Genomic DNA, 18741 nt, shown 5'->3' on the forward strand with positions numbered 1-18741 from the left:
GGCCCGCCCGCCGACGGGCACCCCGTGCCGGGGTCGTCAGCGGGCGAGTCGCCTGTGAGACCTGAGACCACCCAGGCGCCGCCGGACCGGGACGAACGGACCCCTACGCGCCGGCGGACCGCTACGCGCCGCCGGCTCCGGGTGCGGCGTCCTCCAGGCCGAGCAGGCCGACGGCCTCCGCGCGCATCTCGACCTTGCGGATCTTGCCGGTGACCGTCATCGGGAAGCTGTCGACGAGGTGCACGTACCGGGGGATCTTGAAGTGGGCCAGGCGGCCGGCGCAGAACGCCCGGACCGACTCGGCAGTGAGCGGCTCGGCGTCCGGGCGCATGACGATCCAGGCCATCAGCTCCTCGCCGTACTTCGCGTCGGGGACGCCGATCACCTGGACGTCGGCGATGTCGGGGTGGGTGTAGAGGTACTCCTCGATCTCGCGCGGGTAGACGTTCTCGCCGCCCCGGATGACCATGTCCTTGATCCGGCCGACGATGTTGACGTAGCCGTCGGCGTCCATGGTGGCCAGGTCGCCGGTGTGCATCCAGCGGGCCGCGTCGATCGCCTCGGCGGTCTTGGCCGGTTCGTCCCAATAGCCGAGCATCACCGAGTAGCCGCGGGTGCACAGCTCGCCCGGCTCGCCGCGGCGGGTCTCCAGGCCGGTGTCCGGATGGACGATCTTCACCTCCAGGTGCGGCATCACCCGGCCGACGGTCTCGGTGCGCCGGGCCAGGCCGTCGTCCCGGCGGGTCATCGTGGACACCGGGGAGGTCTCGGTCATGCCGTAGCAGATCGCCACCTCGCTCATGTGCATCTCGCCGGCCACCCGCTTCATCACCTCGACGGGGCAGGGCGAGCCGGCCATGATGCCGGTGCGCAGCGACGTCAGGTCGAACTCGGCGAAGCGCGGATGGTCGAGCTCGGCGATGAACATGGTCGGCACGCCGTACAGGGAGGTGCACCGCTCGGCCTCGACGGCGCGCAGCGTGGCCTCGGGGTCGAAGCCGGGCGCGGGCAGCACGACGCAGGCGCCGTGGGAGGTGGCGCCGAGGTTGCCCATGACCATGCCGAAGCAGTGGTAGAGCGGCACGGGCAGGCAGACGCGGTCGATCTCGGTGTAGCCGACGCCCTCGCCGACGAAGTAGCCGTTGTTGAGGATGTTGTGGTGCGACAGCGTGGCGCCCTTGGGGAAGCCGGTGGTGCCCGAGGTGTACTGGATGTTGATCGGGTCGTCGAAGGCCAGCGTGGCGGCGCGTTCGCGCAGCGCGGCGGGGTCGGCGGCGCGGCCCTGCCGGACGAGCTCGTCCCAGCCCGGCTCGCCGATGAAGATCACCGGCTCGAAGCCGATCTCGGCCAGCATCGCCCGGTAGTCGCTGGTCTTGTGCTCGACGGCGCTGACCAGCAGGCGCATGCCGGACTGGCGGACCACGTAGTCCAGCTCGTGGCCGCGGTAGGCGGGGTTGACGTTGACCAGGATGGCGCCGATCTTGGCGGTGGCGTACTGCGTGAGCACCCATTCGGCGCAGTTCGGCGCCCAGATGCCGACCCGGTCGCCCTTGGCGATCCCGCGGGCCAGCAGCCCGAGCGCGACCTCGTCGACGGCGGCGTCGAACTCCGCGTACGTCCACCGCCGGCCGGTGGCCACCTCGACCAGCGCCTCGCGGCCGGCGTACCGGGCCGCGGAGCGCTCCAGGTTCTCCCCGATCGTCTCGCCCAGCAGCGGAGCGGCGGAGACGCCGGAGGCGTAGGAGAGCAGTGAGTCAGCCATGATTGGCAGCATCCGACAGGATCGGCCGTCGCGCCACCCCCGTGGAGGGGCGACCTGGGAAAAGCTCGGTACGCACCCGCGAAAGGGGCCGGTACGCCTCCCGGGGTCAGCTCACGTCGGTCACGCCGCAGATGTCGCATCGGTAGTGGGTGCCGCGTTCGTCCTCACCGAACTCACTCCACAGATGGGCGTCACCGGACAGATCGTAGGGATCGCCGGAGCACAGCTTCCGCAGCCGGCCGATCCCGGCTCCCACCGGGGTCACCTGCGCCGGGGGAACGGGGAGCGGCTCGGCGGGTACGGGCGCGGCGGGCGTCAGCATGGCGTCTCCAAGGCGTGCGGCGAAGCCGGGGGCGGCTTCTCAAGGTGAGTCGACGGCCATGCGTCTTTCCAGGAAGAGCCCTCCGAAACCGGTTGCATCGCGCCGAACCGGCAGCGGCCGGTCGAGGACGGCGGCATCCGGTCCGGCGCCGTCCCCGCCGGGGTGGAGTCACCGGTTCAGCGGACCTGCCACCAGGCCTTGACGACGTGGCAGCCCTGCGGCTCGCCGGAGACGAGGGAGTACGGTCCCGGATGGCCGGAGGTCTTGGTCTTCCACGGGCCGACGACCGTCCTCGTGTAGGGGTAGTGAGCCGAGTTGCACGTGGCGGCCACCCGGTACGTGCCGAATCCGCCGTTGCACACCGCCCCCGCCACGTTCGTCGTCGTGTTGACGAAGCTGCTGCAGGCCCACACTTCGGCGTTCGCGGGCGTGGCGACCCCGGCGAGGGCTATCGCGCCGCCCGCCGCCGCGGCCAGGACCCATGAGAATCTGCGCATCGTGCCTCCTCTGTCTTCTTACGGCTCGGCTTGCACGCTTCATGCTCATCGCTGTGCGCGGCCTGGAGACAGGGCGTGAGGAGGGCATCTTGCGGGCATTCGCCGCCCGCCGGCCGAGGCCGGGTGGGCGTGCGGCGTCCGCCGGTCGCGGCCGGATGGGTGTGCGATGTCCGGGTCTCAGGTGCGGTCGGCGGGTTCCAGGGCCGGTCCGAGGTTCTTGCGGTAGATGACGAAGTCGCAGGGGGTGGCCAGGTGGGGTGACAGGTGCGGGTAGTCCCGCTCCACCGCCCCGGTGCCGACCGGCCGGTAGCCGATGCGGCCGTACCAGCCCGCCAGGAACTCCTTCGACGGGTGCCGCCACTCGCGCGGCACCAGCAGCTCCAGCTGCATCTCGGCGTGCCCGCGCGACCTGCCGCGCCGCTCGGCGAAGCGGACGAGCTCACGGCCGAGGCCGATGCCCCGGTGGCGGGGTGAGGCGGCCAGCATGCCGAACTCGCCGGTGCCGGCGTCGAGCTCCCGTACCCGGACGCAGCCGGCGATCCGCCCGTCCACCAGCGCCACGACGATCTCGCCCGCGCCGACGTAGCCGGCGATCTCCGCCGCGGACGTACGGGCGGCGCCGCCGGCCCACAGCCCCGCCTCCGCGTCCGCGTACACCTCGTTGACCAGCCCGGCCAGCTCGGACATGAGCCCGCCGTCGGCGGCGGCGCTCTCCGGCAGCGGCCGGATCTCGATCTCCGGCGCGATCGTCATGGATGGCTCCTCATCTCTTGTGGTTTGCGGCCGTGGTCACCAGCGGTTGCGGGCCTCCTCCGCCCAGCCGGTCAGGCCGTCGAGGCCGACCCAGCCGCCGTCATCGGCCCGCACCCGGCCGCCGAAGTGCCCGAAGCACTGGTGGGTCTCCGAGCCGACGACGCCGAGCTCCGTACGCGAGACCTTCTCGTGGAACGGGGTGAACTCGACCTCGACTCCGTCCCCCTCGACGCGCCACGGGCGCATCCAGTCGCTTCGGTCGTAGACCCACTCCAGCCGCGCACCGATCTTGTGCAGCCGGCCGTCCAGGATGAGCGCGTTCTCGGTCAGCCCGGTGCCGTCGGTCCACCTGCCGCCGAGCTGCACGGCCCGCCCGGGGGCGCTGCCGGCGGCCCAGTTCCAGGATATGGAGTACGGCCACTTGCCCCGCCCGTGGTCGAGCACCGCGAACGCCCCTTCGCCGACCTCGTGCTCCCGCCCGTCCAGCACGAGCCGCCCGCGCACGGGGCGGCCGACGTCCTTGACCGTGTACTGGAAGCGGCGCGGCCCCCACGGGATCACCACGCCGAGCGATTCGTGCCCGTCCGGCAGCGGCACCTCCAGCTCCGCCGTCACCCGTGGCGCGTGCGCGCGCAGCGACGTTCCGCCGGCCGTCTGCTCGATGACGATGCGCACGCCGCCGCCCTCGACCCTGGCCGTGCCCCGGCCGCTGCGCTCGGGAAAGGCGGCGCCGCGGGCCAGCGGCACCACGGCGTCGTGGCTCACCTCGGCGCCGGTCGCCCGGTCGAGCACGTAGACGCCGTGCACGCCGGCGTAGTCGAGCGAGGACGCCACCAGCGCGAGGACGTGGGACGGGGTGACGACGCCCCAGTACTCCCAGCGCTTGGCCCGGCCCCAGCCGCGCAGGTTGGCGCGGTGCAGCGGGCGCCGGGTCCATCCGACGGCCTCCGGGTTGAGCCGGCCGCCGGGCAGGCAGAGGTCGACGGGTTCGGTGATCTCCCGCTCATGGGTCGGCATGGGATGAAAGGTACTAAACGGTGGTCCTGGCCCAGGGGGCGCGGTAGCGGATCAGACTCGCCAGCAGGGCCAGGGCCAGGAGAACGGCGCCGCCGTCGGTGATCGCGGTGGGCAGCAGGCCGGCCGGGCCGTACAGGTCGATCGAGGCACGGTAGACCTCCGCGGGGATCATGCCGAACGGTCCCGACGCCTGCCCGACGTTGACCGCGAGGACCGTCCAGAACACCCACGCCCGGCCGCGCGGCGCGAGCAGGCCGATCGCGTTGCCCGCGATGAACAGGACGCCCACCGCCCGCAGGAACAGCAGCAGGCCGGGCGCCTGGGCCGCCGCCTGAGCCGGGGCGAGACCGGCCAGCCGCATGCTGTGCTCGATCATGCCGAGGTCGATGACGACGAAGTTCTGCGCGGCCGTGCCGAGCGTGAACACCGCCGACGCGGCGGCGGTGGTGAGCTGCAGTCGGCGGGTCCAGAGGGTCGGGACGCGCGGGGGCCTGGTCAATGGGGTGCCTTCCTCGTTGTCGTACGGCGTCCATGCTGAGCGTCGCGGCCGGCGGAATCGTCCGGCCGGCGATGGCGATCCCGGGTACCGCCGCGGCAGTAGCCGGCGCCCGTGCGGGTGCCGCGTACCGCGGAGGAAGTACGCCCGATCTCCTTCTCCGGCGGGTTGGCCCAGGTGGCGGGGGGTGGCTAGCGTGAGGTCCGTGGGCAGAGGGAAGGTGGACGCCGTCGTGGCGGTCGCGCTGGCCTCGGGGGTCGTCGCGGGCAGCCTGGTGACCGCCGACGCGGCCGGGCGGCGCCCGCTCGACCTGCTGGGGGGCGCGCTGCTGGTGGCCGCCTGCGCGCCGCTGGCCCGGCGGCGGGCGCGTCCTGTGCCGGTGGCGCTGGCGGCGGCGGGGGCGTGCGCGGCCTACTACGCGCTGATGTATCCGGGGATCTTCGCGGCGGCGCCCGTGCTGCTCGCGGTCTACACGGTGATGAGTCTCGGGCGGCGGGTGGCGGCGGTGGTCCTGGCCGCCGGGTACGTGGCGGCGTTCTACCTGACCGTCGCCGGGGCGCGCGGGGACTTCGCGGTGCACGACGGCGTGCTGTGGCAGGCCGGGTTCCTGATCGCCGTGCTGGTGATCGGGCACATGGTCGCCGCGCATCGCGCGTATCTGCGGGAGACGGTGGCCGCCCATCGCAGGTACCTGCGGGAGGCGGAGCTGCGGGCGGCCGAGGCGGAACGGACCCGCGAGGAGGCCGCGCTGCGCCGGGCCGGCGAGGAGCGGCTCTGGATCGCCCAGGAGCTGCACGACACGCTCACGCACACCATCTCGGTCATCAACGTGCAGGCCGGCGTGGCCGCGCATCTGGCCGACAGGGATCCGGCGCGGGTGGTGCCGGCGCTCGCCGCGATCAAGGAGGCGGGGCAGGAGGCGATGCGGGAGCTGCGCGCGACCCTCGGGGTGCTGCGGCAGGCCGGCGGCGACGAAGGTGAGCCGGGCCTCGACCGGCTGCCGCGGCTGGTCGACCGGGCGGGCGCGGCCGGGCTGCGGGTGTCGTACGAGGTGCGCGGGCGGGTCCGGCCGGTGCCGGCCGAGGTGGGGCGGGCCGCGTACCGGATCGCGCAGGAGGCGCTGACCAACGTGCTGCGGCACGCGGGCGCGGCCGGGGTCGGCGTGCTGTGCCGCTACGATCGCGACACGCTGACGCTGCGCGTCGAGGACGACGGCACGGCGGGCGGCCAGGCGGCGGACGGCGGGATGGGGCTGATCGGCATGCGGGAACGCGCGGTCGCGGCCGGCGGCCGCCTGACAGCCGGCCCCCGCGACGGCGGCGGCTTCCTGGTGGAGGCCGTGCTCCCCCTGACGGACGCGACGGGGCCGGGCGTGACGGGCCCGGACATGACGGGACCTGACGCTGAAGGGCGTGAGACCGGGGCGAGGCCGGGCGCTGAAGGGCGTGGGGGCGGGGCGGGGGCGTGGTGATCCGGGTGTTGCTGGCGGACGATCAGCCGCTGATCAGGGGCGGATTCCGGGCGCTGCTCGAATCCGACCCCGGCATCACCGTGGCGGGCGAGGCCGGGGACGGGGCGCGGGCGGTGGAGCTGGCCGGGGAGCTGCGGCCCGATGTCGCGCTGATCGACGTCAGGATGCCGCTGATGGACGGCATCGAGGCCACCCGCCGCATCGCCGCCGACCCCGCCCTGACCGGCGTGCACGTGGTGATCCTCACCAACTACGCGCTCGACGAGTACGTCTTCGCCGCCCTGCGCGCCGGCGCCGCCGGTTTCCTGGTCAAGGACATCGAGCCGGTCGAGCTGCTGCGGGCCGTCCCCGTGGCGGCGCGCGGAGACGCGCTGCTCGCCCCGGCCGTGACGCGCGGCCTCATCGAGCAGTTCGTCGCCACCCCGCCGCGCCCGTCCGCGCCGGCCTCGCTGTCCGCGCTGACCGCCAGGGAACTGGAGGTGCTGGTGCTGGTGGCCACGGGCCTGTCGAACGAGGAGATCGCGCGCCACCTGACGATCAGCCATCTGACCGCCAAGACCCACGTCAGCCGCGCGATGACCAAGCTGGGGGCACGTGACCGGGCCCAGCTCGTCGTGTACGCCTACGAGGCCGGCCTCGTCGTCCCCGGCGCCGGGAACTGACGCGTCTATCCGTGCGCGGGCGGGACGTGGGTGGGCAGCCGCAGCGCGATCACGGCGATGTCGTCCAGGCCCGTGGTGGGCAGCCCGCTGAGCAGCTTGTCGCAGAACTTCTCCACGGGCTCGCGGGCCAGGGTCTCCGCCAGCTGACGCAGCCGTTCCAGCCCCGTGTCGAGATGTTCGCCGGGATGTTCGACCAGGCCGTCGGTGTAGAGGAGCAGCGTGCTGCGCGGCGGCAGCGGCCGCAGGGCGGAGGCGCACGTCTCGTCGTGGCGGAAGCCGAGCAGCGGGCTGGCCGCGCCCAGCAGGAAGCAGCCCGTGCCGTCGGGGGTGACCAGCAGCGGCGGCAGGTGGCCGGCGACGGCGTAGTTGAGGCGGTAGCCGCCGTGGCACGGCTCGACGCGGGCCAGCGCGCAGGTGGCGGTGATGCCGTCGGCCAGGGACTCCATCGCGATGTTGAGCCGGGTGAGGATCTCGCCCGGCGGCTCGCGGCGGTCCATCGCCAGCGCGCGCAGCATGTTGCGCAGCTGGCTCATGACGACGGCGGCGGCGAGGTCGTGGCCGGCGACGTCGCCGATGGCGATCATGGTGGCGCCGTCGGGCAGGACGAAGGAGTCGTACCAGTCGCCGCCCACCTCGGCGGCGGCCGGGCTGGCCCGGTAGCGGGCGGCGATGCGCAGGTCGGGCAGGAGGGGCGGCTCGGCGAGCAGGCTGTGCTGCAGGGCCAGCGCGATCTGCTGGGCCCGCTGGAAGCGGATGGCGCTGCTCAGCGCGTCGTGCGCGTGGTCGAACATCTGGCTGAGCAGCGCGATGTCGGCCTGGCTGATGGGTGAGCGGTCGCCGCAGGCCACGGCGGTGACCACGGCCGGGACCGCGCCGTCGACGACGACGGGCAGGATGAGCAGGCTGTTGACGCCGTTGGCGGCCAGCCACGCCTGCGTTCCCGAGGGGGCGAGGTCGGGCGGCGGCTGCCCGGGCGGGAACCGCTTCAGTATCGGCCGCCGCCGTCGTACGGCCGTGACGAAGGCGTTGGTGGAGCCCAGGTACTCCTCGCTGTAGGTGGGCAGCGCGTTGAGGCCGTCGCGTGCCGCGCTCGCGATCCGTTCGGCGACGAAGGGGGTGCCGCCGCGCACGTTGCCGGTGAGGTCGGTGACGAGGTGCACGCCGCAGCCGTCGGCCAGGGCCGGCACGATCACGCCGGTCAGGGCGCCGAGCATGTCCTCCAGGCTCGTCAGGTCGGCCGTCACCGCGGCGGCCCGGTCGAGCAGCCGCTGGCGGCGTCCCTCGCGCCAGGCGTCCTCGACGTCGCTGCAGGCCCCCACCCACTCCACCACCTCGCCGTTCTCGCGGATCGGCACGGCGCGCACCTGGAAGTGCCGGTAGCCGCCGTCGGCCATGCGCAGCAGGTAGGAGTGCTCCCACAGGTCCACCACGGTGCCGACGGCGCGCCACCACGAGTCGAGCGTGGCGGCGCGGTCGGCGGGATGGATCATGGCCAGCCAGCCCTGGCCGCGGAACTCCTCCCACGGCTGCCCGGTCACCCGCTCCCAGCTGGGGCTCTCCTCGATCACGTCGCCCTCGGGGCCGGCCACCCAGATGATCTGGGCGCTGATCCGCATGAGGCTCCGGTAGCGCCGCAGGATCCGGCTGCGTTCGTCGGCGATGGCCTGGACCTGCCGGGCGGCGGCGATCTGCTCGGTGACCTCCATGGCGACCACCAGCACGCCGTGATCGCCGGGCCCGAACGAGATCCGCGACAGGCTGGAGGTGAAGAACCGCTCTTCGCCGTCCCGGTCCGCGGGGGCCATGCTGGAGGGCGCGGCGGTGAGGACGACCTGCTCGCCGGTGGCGAAGACGTGGTCGAAACGGGGCTGGGCGATGCCGGGGAAGGCCTCCGCGAGCGTGACCCCGAGGGGCGGGTCGCCGAACTGGGTCCGGTAGGTCGCGTTCATGTAGACGAGCCGGTGGGCGGGGCCGCGTGTCACCGCCACGCCGACCGGCGCCGGGTCGAGCACTTCGAACGCCAGGCCGCTCCCCCCGCAGTCGCGGGCATCTCCCATCGTGACCTCCCCCGAGGGCCACTTCCCCAAGGGGGGCCTACCCGCGTGCGGGAGGAAGACAACACGTCAGGACCGCTCCCACGGCCGGGACCGGTCCCGGGACCCGGCCGGTACGGTGCCGCCGGAGGGACGGGCGGGACCAAGGCGCTGCGAGGGAGACGGAATGGAAAACCTGCCGGCGAGTTTGGCGAGCCCCCTTCCCGACGCCAGAATCGTCCCCATGACCCCTCACTCTCCGCTCGTCACCGGTGACCCGCCACGTCTGGGAGGCCGGGAGCTCCTCGGCCGGCTCGGCGAGGGCGGGCAGGGTGTGGTGTACCTGGCCGTGGCGGGTGACACGCGCGTGGCGGTCAAGTGGCTGCGCGGCGAGCAGTCGGACGACTCGGTCAGCGTGGCGCGGTTCCTGCGGGAGGCGGAGGTGGCCAGGCGGGTGGCGCCGTTCTGCACCGCGGCCGTGCTGGACACGGGGGTCGAGCAGGGGCGGCCGTACATCGTGAGCGAGTACGTCGCGGGTCCCTCGCTGCAGCAGATGGTGCTGCGGGAGGGGCCGCGCTCGGGCGCGGCGCTCGACCGGCTGGCCATCGGCACCGCGACCGCCCTGGCGGCGATCCACCGGGCCGGCATCGTGCACCGCGACTTCAAGCCGGCCAACGTCATCCTCGGCCCTGACGGGCCGCGCGTGATCGACTTCGGCATCGCCCGCGCGGTCGCCGCCACCTCGACGATCAGCGCCACGCCCATGGGCACGCCGGCGTACATGTCGCCCGAGCAGATCGCCGGTGACGTGACCGGGCCGGCGGCGGACATGTTCTCGTGGGCCGGCACGATGGTCTACGCCTCCTGCGGGCGGGGGCCCTTCGGCAACCACGCCATGGAGCAGGTGATCAGCCAGGTGCTGTCCGCCCCGCCCGACCTGGGGCGGCTGTCGGGGCCGCTGCGCGAGGTGGTGCTGCGCTGCCTGTCGAAGAACCCGGCCGAGCGGCCGACGGCCGAGCAGGTGATCAAGGGGCTGCTGGGGCGTCCGGTGGCCGACTCCGGCCTGCTCGCGTCGGGCGCGATGCTGGCCGCGCCGTCCGGCGGCCCCGAACAGCAGCCGGGCAGCCCGGGGCCTGCCGGTGGAGGCGACCCCGGCCCGGAGCGCGGGGAGCCGGCGGCGGGCGGCTCCGAGCGGGGGTGGTGGAGGTCGCGGGCGTGGCCGGTCGCCGCGGGCGTCACGGCGGTCCTGGTGGCGCTGGGGGTGTGGGCCGCGGTCGCGCCGCCGTGGGCGGGCCAGGGCGCGAAGCAGGTCGCGGCCCCCCGCCCGGTTGCGGCGACGCCGCAGGTCACCCGGTCGCCGGCGGCCGGGACGCCGGTGAAGACCACGCTGCCGGGTGGCGCGATCACTTTGTACGAGCACCCGTCGGACCCGATCGCGCTGACCGCGTACGAGGTCTTCGACAAGAAGGCCGACGACGACGTCGACTACGCCAGGCGGTCGCTGCGCGGCGCCTCCTTCGAGAGGTACGCGGACAACTGGGAGTCGCTGGTCTCCCCCGACGGCCGCTATCTGGCGGGGCGGCAGAAGGACTACACCTCGCGGGGTTACGACTCGGTGCTGTTCAACGACAGGACGATGGGGTCGAGCTTCCGGGTCATGACCGTGCGCAAGCCACTGATCAGCACCATCCGCTCCTGGTCGGCGGACAGCTCCCGGCTGCTGCTCAACATCGACAAGAAGGTCGAGGGCGACGACGGCGAGGACGAGTGGATCTCCCTCGGTTTCGTCGTGGTGGACGTGGCGAAGGCGAAGGCGGACGTGGTCGAGGTGGCCGACGAGTCGATCCGCGCCTCCGACTTCGGCTGGGACGCCACCGGCACGGGCGTGGTCATCGAGTACGGCGACGACGACGGGCTGCGCCTCTTCGACCCCTCCGGCAGGCGCGTGCGCGACCTGCCGGAGGTCGGCACGCCCGCCTCGGGCACCACGGACCTGTTCTCCCCTTCCGGCGCCAGGTTCGTCACCGACTGTCCCGAGAGCGACGGCGGCGACCACTGCCTGTGGGACACCCGTACCGGCGCGCAGGTGCGCGCGTTCACCTCCGACTGCGACAAGGTGCTCGGCTGGTACGACGAGTCGCATCTGTTCTGCTGGGAGCAGGACGACAACGCCTCGTTCGACGAGGTGCGGGTGGTGGACTTCGACGGCAAGCTGGTCCGTACGCTGCTCCAGGTGCCGGAGAAGCTCGACGTCACCCCGCTGTTCACCGTCAGGCCCACCGGCTCATGACGCCCGTTCAGCCGCCCGGCCGCCCAGCCGCAGCAGCAGGTCCTTGACCTGCGTGGCCTCGTACCGTTCCCGCGCCTCGGCCGGATCGGAGCAGAGCAGGACGGGCGCGTCGGCGGCGTCTGCGGGCAGCAGCCCGTGGGAGCCGCGCACGGCCGCGGCGCCGGCGTCGAGACCGACGACGTTCATCAGGTAGCGCAGGCCGAGCTTCTTGCGCAGCAATGCGACGCCCGCGCGGCGTTTGGCCGCCGCCGGGGCGGCCGGGTCGAAGAACAGCTCGGCGGGGTCGTAGCCGGGTTTGCGGTGGATCTCGACCAGGCGGGCGAAGTCGGGCGCGCGGGCGTCGTCCAGCCAGTAGTAGTAGGTGAACCAGGCGTCCCGCTCGGCGAGCAGGACCAGCTCGCCGGAGCGCGGATGGTCCAGGTCGTGCGCGGCCTTGCCGCCGGCGTCGAGCACGGTGGCGACGCCGCCGATCGAGCCGCACAGCTTGGCGACGGCGGGCACGTCGGCGGGGTCGCGGACGTAGACGTGCGCGATCTGGTGGTCGGCGACGGCGAACGCCCGCGACGTCCACGGGTCGAGGTACTCCATGCCGTCCTGGGTGTGCACGCGCAGCAGGCCCTCGGCGCGCAGGGCGCGGTTGACGTCGACGGGACGGGAGACGTCGGTGATGCCGTACTCCGACAGCACCACCACGGTCCGCTCCCCCGCGGCGTCCAGCAGCGGCGCCAGCACGCCGTCCAGCTCGGCGGCCGCGGCGGCGCAGCGCGGGTCGCCGGGGCCGTAGCGCTGCAGATCGTAGTCGAGGTGCGGCAGGTAGGCGAGGGTGAGGTCGGGGTCGCGGGTGGTCATGATGTGCCGGGCGGCGTCGGCGATCCACCGCGAGGAGGGCAGCCCGGCGCCCGGCCCCCAGTAGCTGAACAGCGGGAACGTGCCGAGCTCCGCGGTGAGCTCGTCGTGCAGCTCGGGCGGGTCGGTGTAGCAGTCGGGGTCCTTGCGGCCGTCGGCGCGGTAGATGGGCCTCGGGGTGACGGTCCAGCCGACGTCGGCGCCCATGGCGTACCACCAGCACACGTTGGCGACCGTGTACCCGGGCCCGGCGGCCTGCCACAGCTTCTCGCCGCCGACCAGGGCGTTGTGCTGACGCCAGAGCAGCACCTCGCCGAGGTCGCGGAAGTACCAGCCGTTGCCGACGATCCCGTGGCCGGACGGGGGCAGCCCGGTGAGGAACGTGGACTGGACCGAGCAGGTGACGGCGGGCAGGACGGTGCCGAGCTCCGCCTGAAAACCTCCGGCGGCGAGGGCGCGCAGGCGGGGCATGTGGGCCAGCAGCCGCGGGGTGAGCCCGACCACGTCCAGGACCAGCAGCTTCGTCATCCGGTCACTCCCAGCTCGCGCAGCTCGGTACGGGCGAAGTCCAGTTCGGCGGCGATGCCGGCGGCGAGGCCGGCGGCGGTCGCCGGGCGCAGCGCGGGCGGCAGCACGCTCCAGGTGTAGGTCTCGACGTCGTAGTGGTCGCACAGCGGCTCGGGCCCGCCGGCCAGCTCGCCGAGCGCCTCGCGCAGCACGGGGATGGTGGTGGTCAGCGGCGGGGCGGGGTCGGCGTGCAGCGGCACGTGGTAGTGGACCCGCCACGGCGCGGGCAGGCCGCGGTCCAGGGCCTCGTCGAGGTCGTCGGCCGCGTCCCCGGCCGGGGTGCGGGTCTGGTGCAGGAAGCGCGGCTCGGCGTACTCGCGCAGGGCCGCCGGGTCGGGGCTCTCCAGGGCGGCGGAGAGCTGCACCTTGACGATGGGCAGGCCGGCCGCGCGCAGCGCCTTGAGCGCGGCGGACGGCTGCTCCCAGGCGCAGGCCAGGTGAGCCAGGTCGAGGCAGAGGCCGAGCCGTTCCGTGTCGGCGCCCGCCAGGTGGGTGACGGCCTGGGCGGTGGTCTCGACGACGCAGCCGGGCTCGGGCTCGAAGCCGACCCGTACGGTCCTGCCGGTGGCGGACTCGATCGCGGCCAGGCCGGCGGCCAGGTCGTCCAGGTGGCGGGCGGCCGCGTCCGCCATGGCGGTGTTCCACGGCTCGCGCCAGGCGAGCGGCAGGGTGGAGACCGAGCCGCGGGCGGCGTCGCCGGGCAGCAGGCCGGCCAGCACGCGGGCCAGGTCGAGGGTGTAGGCGAGCCGGTCGGGGGTGGTCCAGTCGGGGTGGTAGACGGCGTGCTTGACGACGGGGTCGTGGAAGGAGCGGTACGGGAAGCCGTTCAGCGTCACGACCTCCATGCCGCGGACGTCGAGCTCGCGGCGGAGCTTCCGTAGCCGCGCCGGGTCCGCGGCCAGCTCGGCGGCGACCGGCGCGGCCAGCCACAGGCCGAGGCCCAGCACGCCGGAGCCGAGCGCGGCCCTGATCGGGACGGCGTAGGCGTCCAGCTGGGCGATGATGCCGTCGAAGTCCTCGGCGGGGTGCACGTTGGTGCAGTAGCCGAGGTGCAGTGGCGTTCCCGAGGGGTGGCGCAGGCGCATCACTCGCCGCCGCGCTTGATCGAGCTGCCCGCGAACGTGGGCTCGGCGAACGACGGCTCGGCGGCGGTGAGCCCGGTCAGGTCGAGCCGGCCCGACTGGGCGTAGAACTCGACGGGGTTGCGCCACATCACCCGGTCCACGTCGTCCTCGTCGAACCCGGCCGCCAGCATCGCGTTCGCGGTCTCCAGCGTCAGCAGCGGGTCGGAGAAGCCCCAGTCGGCGGCCGAGTTGACCAGCACGCGTTCGGTGCCGTGCCGGCGCAGGATCTCCACCATGCGCGGCGGCGACATCTTCGTCTCGGGGTAGATCGAGAAGCCCATCCAGCAGCCGGTGCCGCTGACGAGCCCGACGGTGACCTCGTTGAGGTGGTCGACCGCCACCCGTCCTGGGTCGATGCCGGAGGCGGCCACCAGCTCCAGCGTGCGCCGGGTGCCGCGGGCCTTGTCGCGGTGCGGGGTGTGCACGAGCGCCGGCAGGTCGTGCTCGACGGCCAGGGCGAGCTGGCGTTCGAAGGCGTCGTCCTCCTCGGGGGTCATGGAGTCGTAGCCGATCTCGCCGACCGCGACCACGCGGTCCTTGTCCAGGTAGCGGGGCAGCAGGTCCAGCACGGGGACGCAGCGCGGGTCGCCGGCCTCCTTCGGGTTGAGCGCGATCGTGGCGTGGTGCACGACGCCGAACTGCGCCGCCCGGTACGGCTCCCAGCCGAGGAGCGAGTCGAAGTAGTCGGTGAACGAGCCCGGGTTCGTCCTGGGCTGGCCGAGCCAGAAGGACGGCTCCACCACGGCCAGCACCCCGGCGGCGGCCATGCGCGCGTAGTCGTCGGTGGTGCGCGACGTCATGTGGATGTGCGGGTCGAAGATGCGCATCAGGTCTCCTCGCTGGTGAGCCGGCGGAGCAGGGCCTCGGCGTCCTGGGGCATGGGGCGGCCGGCGGCCTCGCGTTCCTCGGCGAAGGCGGCCAGCATCGCGGCCAGCTCCGCGTCGGCCCGCTCGTCCAGCCGGTCCACGGCGTTCAGCGGGACGCCGGTGAACACGCACTTGAGCACCGCCTGCCGCCAGGCCGCCTGATCGAGGTGGCGGGCGTAGGGGCCGAGGGCGGCGGCGAGCAGGCGGGCGTCGTTCGTGCGCAGGGCGTCCAGCAGGAGGGGGACGGCGGCCGTGCCGATCGGCAGCAGGGGCAGCGCCTTGAGCACGGCCCGCTTCTCGTCGGCGTCGCCGTACCGGTAGAGGTCGAGCGTCTCGGGGGTGAGACGGTCGTGCGGGAGCGCGGCCAGCAGCAGCGCGCGGGCGGCCTCGTCGGCGCTCCACCCGGGCACGCCGGCCAGCGGCGCCCGCCCGGCCCGCCGTCCTGCGGCGGCGAACGAACGCGCGATGCTGCCGGGCCGGCCGGCGACGGCCTCGACCGCACCGTCCAGCCAGGCTTCCTGCGGCGCGCCCTGGAACGCGTCCCGCAACCGCTCGATGGATTTTTCGGACGCCTGTACGGGCTGCTTCATGAGCGGGCTCCTTCGGGCGCGGGCAGGGACGCTGCTTCGGCTTGGCGGAGGAAGGACAGGGAGCGGGCGGCCACGGCGGGGGCCGCGTGGGAGTGGCGTGGGAGCTCGACGGCGACCAGGCCGCGGTAGCCGCAGCCGGCCAGCGCGCCCAGGACCGGCGGAAAGCCGATCTCGCCCTCGCCGAACTCCAGGTGCTCGTGCGTCCCCCTGCGCATGTCGTCGATCTGCACGTTCACCAGGTACGGCGCGACGGCCTCGACGCAGGCGGGCACCGGGTCCGGCTCGTTGCAGCGGCAGTGGCCGATGTCCAGGGTGAGCCCGAACCCGTCCGGCTCGCCGAGCGCCCGGCGCAGCGCGTGCCAGCCGCCGATCGTGTCGACCAGCATCCCGGGCTCGGGCTCGAACCCCAGCGGCACGCCGTGCGCGGACTCCAGCAGCCGGGCGCAGCCGCGTACGAGCCGGTCCCAGGCCCGGTGCGGCGGCACGTGCGGCGGGCGTACCCCCGACCAGAACGACACCGCCTCCGCCCCCAGGTCGGCGCCGATGCGGGCGGCGCGGCACAGGAAGTCCACCCGCCTGTCGTGGTCGTCGTCGAGCAGCGTCGGGGCGTGCTTGCGGCGGGGGTCGAGCAGGTAGCGGGCGCCGGTCTCGATGACGACGGCCAGCCCGAGCGTGCGCAGGCGGTCGGCGACCGCGGCCACCCGGCCGGCCAGGCCGGGGGCGTAGGGGTCGAGGTGGTGGTGGTCGAGGGTGAGGGCCACCCCGGTGTAGCCGAGGCCGGCGATGACGTCGAGGGCGTCGGTGAGGCGGTGGTTGGCGAAGCCGTTGGTGCCGTAACCGAATCGGATCATGTCGGGGACAGCTTTCTGGCCAGGCGGCGGGCCACGGGAACCGCCGCGGCGATGGCGAGACCGAGGCGCGGCGCGCCGGCCTGTGCGGCCAGCGCGCCCTGGAGGGCGGGCAGGCCGACGATCCCGGCCGTGACGGCGTCCCTGACGCGGGCGGCCGTGGGCTCGGCGACGGCACGGGTCTGCGCCGACCCGAACTGCCCCGCGTACCAGAGCGCCAGCCCGGCCCGGACGACGGCGGGAAAGGACTCGCCCAGGGCCCTTCGGACGAGGTCGGCGTTCGAGGCGGGGCCGGGCATCCCGGCGGGTCCGGGCCCGTACGGAATGACGGGCTCAGGGCCACAGGGCACGGCGGCCTCTGAAGCGTGCGGGAGGGCGGCGGTTGCGGCGTCATCCGCGCCGCCCGCGGGTGCGGGGTGACTGGCACCCGCAGTGCTCGTAAGCCGGCCGACGACGGAGTTCGCCGCGCGGCCCCCGACCGCCACGGGCGTGGGGTGGCCGGCGACGGCGGAATTCGTCGGGCGGCCCGCGACGGTGGCGGTCAGGGCGAGGGTGGCGGTCAGGGTGGTGGCGGGGGTGCGGCGGGTGGTGCCGGCGGTCTCGCCACGGGACAGGGCGGTGAGCAGGTACGTGTGGGCGGCGACGGAGAGTGCGGCGGGCAGCGCGGCGGCGGGCACGCGGCCGGGGGCGGCGCCCAGCAGCACGTCCAGGCCCCGGCAGAGCGCCATCGCGGCCGGTCCCGCACGGGTGTTCTTGGCGGCGAGGTCGTACGCCCAGACGGCGCCCGCCAGAGGTACGGCCACGGCCAGGGCCCGGCGGCCCCCGGTGAGACCCGCCAGGACTAGCCCCGCGACGGTGAGCCCGGCGGCCACCCCCAGAGCCGTGCCCGGCGCGACCCGCCCCGAGGGGATGGGGCGTTCCGGCCGTTCGACGGCGTCGAGGTGGCGGTCGGCCCAGTCGTTGGCGGCCATGCCGGCCCAGTACAGACAGACCGAGGAGCAGGCCAGCCCGGCCGTCCGGCCACCGAGCGACCGCCCGGCGGCGGCGCCGGCGAGCACGTCGCCGGGAACCGACAGCGCGGCCGGCGCCCGAACGAGTTCCAGCAGGTCCCGCAGCCCCGCCATGGTCACCCTCCTTCACCGCCGGCCGGTCATCCCCCGGCTCGTACTCCCGTCACGGACACACCCGCCAACCCCCGGCCGACCTCTGGCCAACCCGGCCCCCGCCAACGCCACACCCGGCCGTCGCCGCACGCCACCGTCACCACACCTGGCCGATGCCGCAGGTCGCCGTCGCCATGACCCGGCTGTAGCCGGATCTGGCCGGATCCCGCCGGCGTCACAGTCCCGCCGGCGTCATGCGGCCGGGGATCGGCGAGCCGTGGGCGGGTCACTCCTCTGCCTGGGGGGCGAGGGTGTCGATCAGGTCGCAGAGGGCGCGCCACTGTTCGGCCAGGCCGTGGGAGGTTTCGCCCAGGGGGTCCTTGAAGAAGAAGGCCAGGTCGGTGAGGGGTCCCGAGCGGCCGGCGTGAGCGGCGGCGGCGGTCAGGCGGGTCAGGTCGAGGATGAGGGGTGCGGCCAGCGCCGAATCGCAGCCGTGCCAGGTGAACTCCATGCGCATCGCCGTCCCGAGGAAGCCCTCGAACGTGACGAGGTCCCAGGCGGTCTTGAAGTCGCCGAGGTCCTCCAGGTAGTCGATGCGGGTGTCGCCCTGCGGCGCGTATCCGAGGGTCTCGGCCAGCACCCGCTGCTTGCTGGCGGCCTTGGCCGCGTTGGCGCCTGGCTCGGCCAGGTTGGCGCCGTCGCCCCCGCCGAGCAGGTTGACGCCGGACCAGGTGCGCACCCTGAGGTTGCGCTGGGCGAACATCGGCGCGAGCACCGACTTGACCAGCGTCTCACCCGTCTTGCCGTCGTTCCCGGCGTACGGCAGCCCCCGTTGGAGGGCCAGTTCGGCGAGGGCTGGGAGGCGGGCGCCGGTCGAGGGGGTGAAGTCGACGTACGGGCAGCCGGATTCGAAGGCGGCGAAGGCCGTGAGGGCGCTGGGTGGCAGCACCGGGCCGGGACCGTCGAGGGCGGCCCGCAGCGCGGTGAGGGTGGCGTGGGCGGGATGCGGGGGCGGGACGGGTTCGGTGGACGAGACGTTGACGACGACGACGCGGTCCAGGCCGTGGTCGCGGCGGAAGCGGTCCAGGTCGGCGGTGATGGCGGCGGCGGTCGCCGCCTGGGTCGGGGCGGCGGGCACCGGCCGCAGGTCCCGTTCGATGACGGCCAGATCGCCCTGGACGGCCCGGGCCAGGGCGGCCGGCACCACCCCGGCCTCGGCGAGCTGGGCGGCCTTCTTCTCCAGGGGGACGGAGGTGACGTCGTGGCCTCCGAAGACGAGGTCGCCGATGCCGGGCCGGACGCGGCCGCGCAGGGCGGGTGACTCCAGGACGCAGCCGGTGGGCCCGGTCAGGCCCGCCCGGACGGCCAGCGCCCCGATCATGCTCGTGACGGCGACCGAGCCTCGGGCTCCGATCAGCCATGCTCCCGTTCTCATACAGTCTCCTTCGCGCGCGGGCGGTGCTGGCCGCCCCCGCGGGCGCTGCTCCCGTGGCG

17 protein-coding genes are annotated in these 18741 nt (G+C 74.2%); 3 read left to right on the forward strand and 14 right to left on the reverse strand.

Annotation, left to right across the window (positions count from 1 at the left end; translation table 11 throughout):
* Positions 1-121: 121 nt before the first annotated feature.
* The 6 genes from OIE67_RS23825 to OIE67_RS23850 all read right to left on the reverse strand — a co-directional run bounded on the left by OIE67_RS23825 (position 122) and on the right by OIE67_RS23850 (position 4850).
* The gene (locus OIE67_RS23825; protein ID WP_326643905.1) at positions 122-1762 is read right to left on the reverse strand and encodes an AMP-binding protein; all 1641 of its coding nucleotides are present in this window, start codon (positions 1760-1762) and stop codon (positions 122-124) included.
* Between the two features lie 106 nt (positions 1763-1868).
* Positions 1869-2084: a hypothetical protein gene (locus tag OIE67_RS23830; protein WP_106237512.1), complete on the reverse strand. Its 216-nt coding sequence runs from the start codon at positions 2082-2084 to the stop codon at positions 1869-1871.
* Positions 2085-2260: 176 nt separating this feature from the next.
* Positions 2261-2581: a hypothetical protein gene (locus OIE67_RS23835; protein WP_106237509.1), complete on the reverse strand. Its 321-nt coding sequence runs from the start codon at positions 2579-2581 to the stop codon at positions 2261-2263.
* Positions 2582-2758: 177 nt separating this feature from the next.
* On the reverse strand, positions 2759-3334 hold the full coding sequence (locus OIE67_RS23840; RefSeq protein WP_326643908.1) for a GNAT family N-acetyltransferase: 576 nt from the start codon (positions 3332-3334) through the stop codon (positions 2759-2761).
* 36 nt (positions 3335-3370) lie between these two features.
* Positions 3371-4351, reverse strand: a complete 981-nt coding sequence (locus tag OIE67_RS23845; protein WP_326643910.1) for a DUF2804 domain-containing protein — start codon at positions 4349-4351, stop codon at positions 3371-3373.
* Between the two features lie 13 nt (positions 4352-4364).
* Positions 4365-4850 (reverse strand): hypothetical protein, encoded by a 486-nt coding sequence (locus tag OIE67_RS23850; protein ID WP_326643912.1) that lies wholly within the window; start codon positions 4848-4850, stop codon positions 4365-4367.
* Between the two features lie 202 nt (positions 4851-5052).
* Between OIE67_RS23850 and OIE67_RS23855 the strand changes: the two genes are divergently transcribed.
* Both OIE67_RS23855 and OIE67_RS23860 read left to right on the forward strand, forming a co-directional pair.
* Entirely contained in the window at positions 5053-6318 is a 1266-nt protein-coding gene (locus tag OIE67_RS23855) for a sensor histidine kinase (protein WP_326643915.1), read from the forward strand.
* Positions 6315-6980: a response regulator transcription factor gene (locus OIE67_RS23860; RefSeq protein WP_326643917.1), complete on the forward strand. Its 666-nt coding sequence runs from the start codon at positions 6315-6317 to the stop codon at positions 6978-6980. Before OIE67_RS23855 ends, OIE67_RS23860 begins: the two co-directional genes overlap by 4 nt.
* Positions 6981-6985: 5 nt before the next feature.
* On the opposite strand, the gene OIE67_RS23865 is transcribed toward OIE67_RS23860, so the two are convergent.
* On the reverse strand, positions 6986-9037 hold the full coding sequence (locus OIE67_RS23865) for a SpoIIE family protein phosphatase (RefSeq protein WP_326643919.1): 2052 nt from the start codon (positions 9035-9037) through the stop codon (positions 6986-6988).
* A 220-nt stretch (positions 9038-9257) separates the two neighbouring features.
* Here OIE67_RS23865 and OIE67_RS23870 point away from each other — a divergent pair, with 220 nt between their 5' ends.
* The gene (locus OIE67_RS23870; RefSeq protein WP_326643922.1) at positions 9258-11303 is read left to right on the forward strand and encodes a serine/threonine protein kinase; all 2046 of its coding nucleotides are present in this window, start codon (positions 9258-9260) and stop codon (positions 11301-11303) included.
* Here the strand turns inward: OIE67_RS23870 and OIE67_RS23875 are convergent.
* The 7 genes from OIE67_RS23875 to OIE67_RS23905 all read right to left on the reverse strand — a co-directional run bounded on the left by OIE67_RS23875 (position 11298) and on the right by OIE67_RS23905 (position 18682).
* The gene (locus OIE67_RS23875) at positions 11298-12677 is read right to left on the reverse strand and encodes an alkaline phosphatase family protein (protein ID WP_326643924.1); all 1380 of its coding nucleotides are present in this window, start codon (positions 12675-12677) and stop codon (positions 11298-11300) included. The two genes, OIE67_RS23870 and OIE67_RS23875, sit on opposite strands and share 6 nt — an antisense overlap.
* Entirely contained in the window at positions 12674-13801 is a 1128-nt protein-coding gene (eboE, locus tag OIE67_RS23880; RefSeq protein ID WP_326643926.1) for a metabolite traffic protein EboE, read from the reverse strand. The genes OIE67_RS23875 and eboE overlap by 4 nt, the downstream gene beginning before the upstream one ends.
* Positions 13801-14667, reverse strand: a complete 867-nt coding sequence (locus OIE67_RS23885; RefSeq protein ID WP_326643928.1) for a TatD family hydrolase — start codon at positions 14665-14667, stop codon at positions 13801-13803. The genes eboE and OIE67_RS23885 overlap by 1 nt, the downstream gene beginning before the upstream one ends.
* Positions 14667-15296, reverse strand: coding sequence for an EboA domain-containing protein (locus OIE67_RS23890; RefSeq protein ID WP_326643929.1), 630 nt, complete (start codon positions 15294-15296; stop codon positions 14667-14669). The genes OIE67_RS23885 and OIE67_RS23890 overlap by 1 nt, the downstream gene beginning before the upstream one ends.
* Entirely contained in the window at positions 15293-16147 is an 855-nt protein-coding gene (locus tag OIE67_RS23895; protein ID WP_326643931.1) for a sugar phosphate isomerase/epimerase family protein, read from the reverse strand. The genes OIE67_RS23890 and OIE67_RS23895 overlap by 4 nt, the downstream gene beginning before the upstream one ends.
* Positions 16144-17268 (reverse strand): SCO3242 family prenyltransferase, encoded by a 1125-nt coding sequence (locus OIE67_RS23900; RefSeq protein WP_326643933.1) that lies wholly within the window; start codon positions 17266-17268, stop codon positions 16144-16146. The genes OIE67_RS23895 and OIE67_RS23900 overlap by 4 nt, the downstream gene beginning before the upstream one ends.
* Before the next feature lie 265 nt (positions 17269-17533).
* Entirely contained in the window at positions 17534-18682 is a 1149-nt protein-coding gene (locus tag OIE67_RS23905; protein ID WP_326643935.1) for an inositol-3-phosphate synthase, read from the reverse strand.
* Positions 18683-18741: the final 59 nt, after the last annotated feature.

This window comes from Nonomuraea fuscirosea, from assembly GCF_035917475.1.
Classification (GTDB): domain Bacteria; phylum Actinomycetota; class Actinomycetes; order Streptosporangiales; family Streptosporangiaceae; genus Nonomuraea; species Nonomuraea fuscirosea.

Bases quoted from the DNA above. Each gene is read 5' to 3' on its own strand.
- OIE67_RS23825 (WP_326643905.1), bottom strand. From the start codon at position 1,762: ATGGCTGACTCACTGCTCTCCTACGCCTCCGGCGTCTCCGCCGCTCCG.
- OIE67_RS23830 (WP_106237512.1), bottom strand. From the start codon at position 2,084: ATGCTGACGCCCGCCGCGCCCGTACCCGCCGAGCCGCTCCCCGTTCCC.
- OIE67_RS23835 (WP_106237509.1), bottom strand. From the start codon at position 2,581: ATGCGCAGATTCTCATGGGTCCTGGCCGCGGCGGCGGGCGGCGCGATA.
- OIE67_RS23840 (WP_326643908.1), bottom strand. From the start codon at position 3,334: ATGACGATCGCGCCGGAGATCGAGATCCGGCCGCTGCCGGAGAGCGCC.
- OIE67_RS23845 (WP_326643910.1), bottom strand. From the start codon at position 4,351: ATGCCGACCCATGAGCGGGAGATCACCGAACCCGTCGACCTCTGCCTG.
- OIE67_RS23865 (WP_326643919.1), bottom strand. From the start codon at position 9,037: ATGGGAGATGCCCGCGACTGCGGGGGGAGCGGCCTGGCGTTCGAAGTG.
- OIE67_RS23870 (WP_326643922.1), top strand. From the start codon at position 9,258: ATGACCCCTCACTCTCCGCTCGTCACCGGTGACCCGCCACGTCTGGGA.
- OIE67_RS23875 (WP_326643924.1), bottom strand. From the start codon at position 12,677: ATGACGAAGCTGCTGGTCCTGGACGTGGTCGGGCTCACCCCGCGGCTG.
- eboE (WP_326643926.1), bottom strand. From the start codon at position 13,801: ATGCGCCTGCGCCACCCCTCGGGAACGCCACTGCACCTCGGCTACTGC.
- OIE67_RS23885 (WP_326643928.1), bottom strand. From the start codon at position 14,667: ATGCGCATCTTCGACCCGCACATCCACATGACGTCGCGCACCACCGAC.
- OIE67_RS23890 (WP_326643929.1), bottom strand. From the start codon at position 15,296: ATGAAGCAGCCCGTACAGGCGTCCGAAAAATCCATCGAGCGGTTGCGG.
- OIE67_RS23895 (WP_326643931.1), bottom strand. From the start codon at position 16,147: ATGATCCGATTCGGTTACGGCACCAACGGCTTCGCCAACCACCGCCTC.
- OIE67_RS23900 (WP_326643933.1), bottom strand. From the start codon at position 17,268: ATGGCGGGGCTGCGGGACCTGCTGGAACTCGTTCGGGCGCCGGCCGCG.
- OIE67_RS23905 (WP_326643935.1), bottom strand. From the start codon at position 18,682: ATGAGAACGGGAGCATGGCTGATCGGAGCCCGAGGCTCGGTCGCCGTC.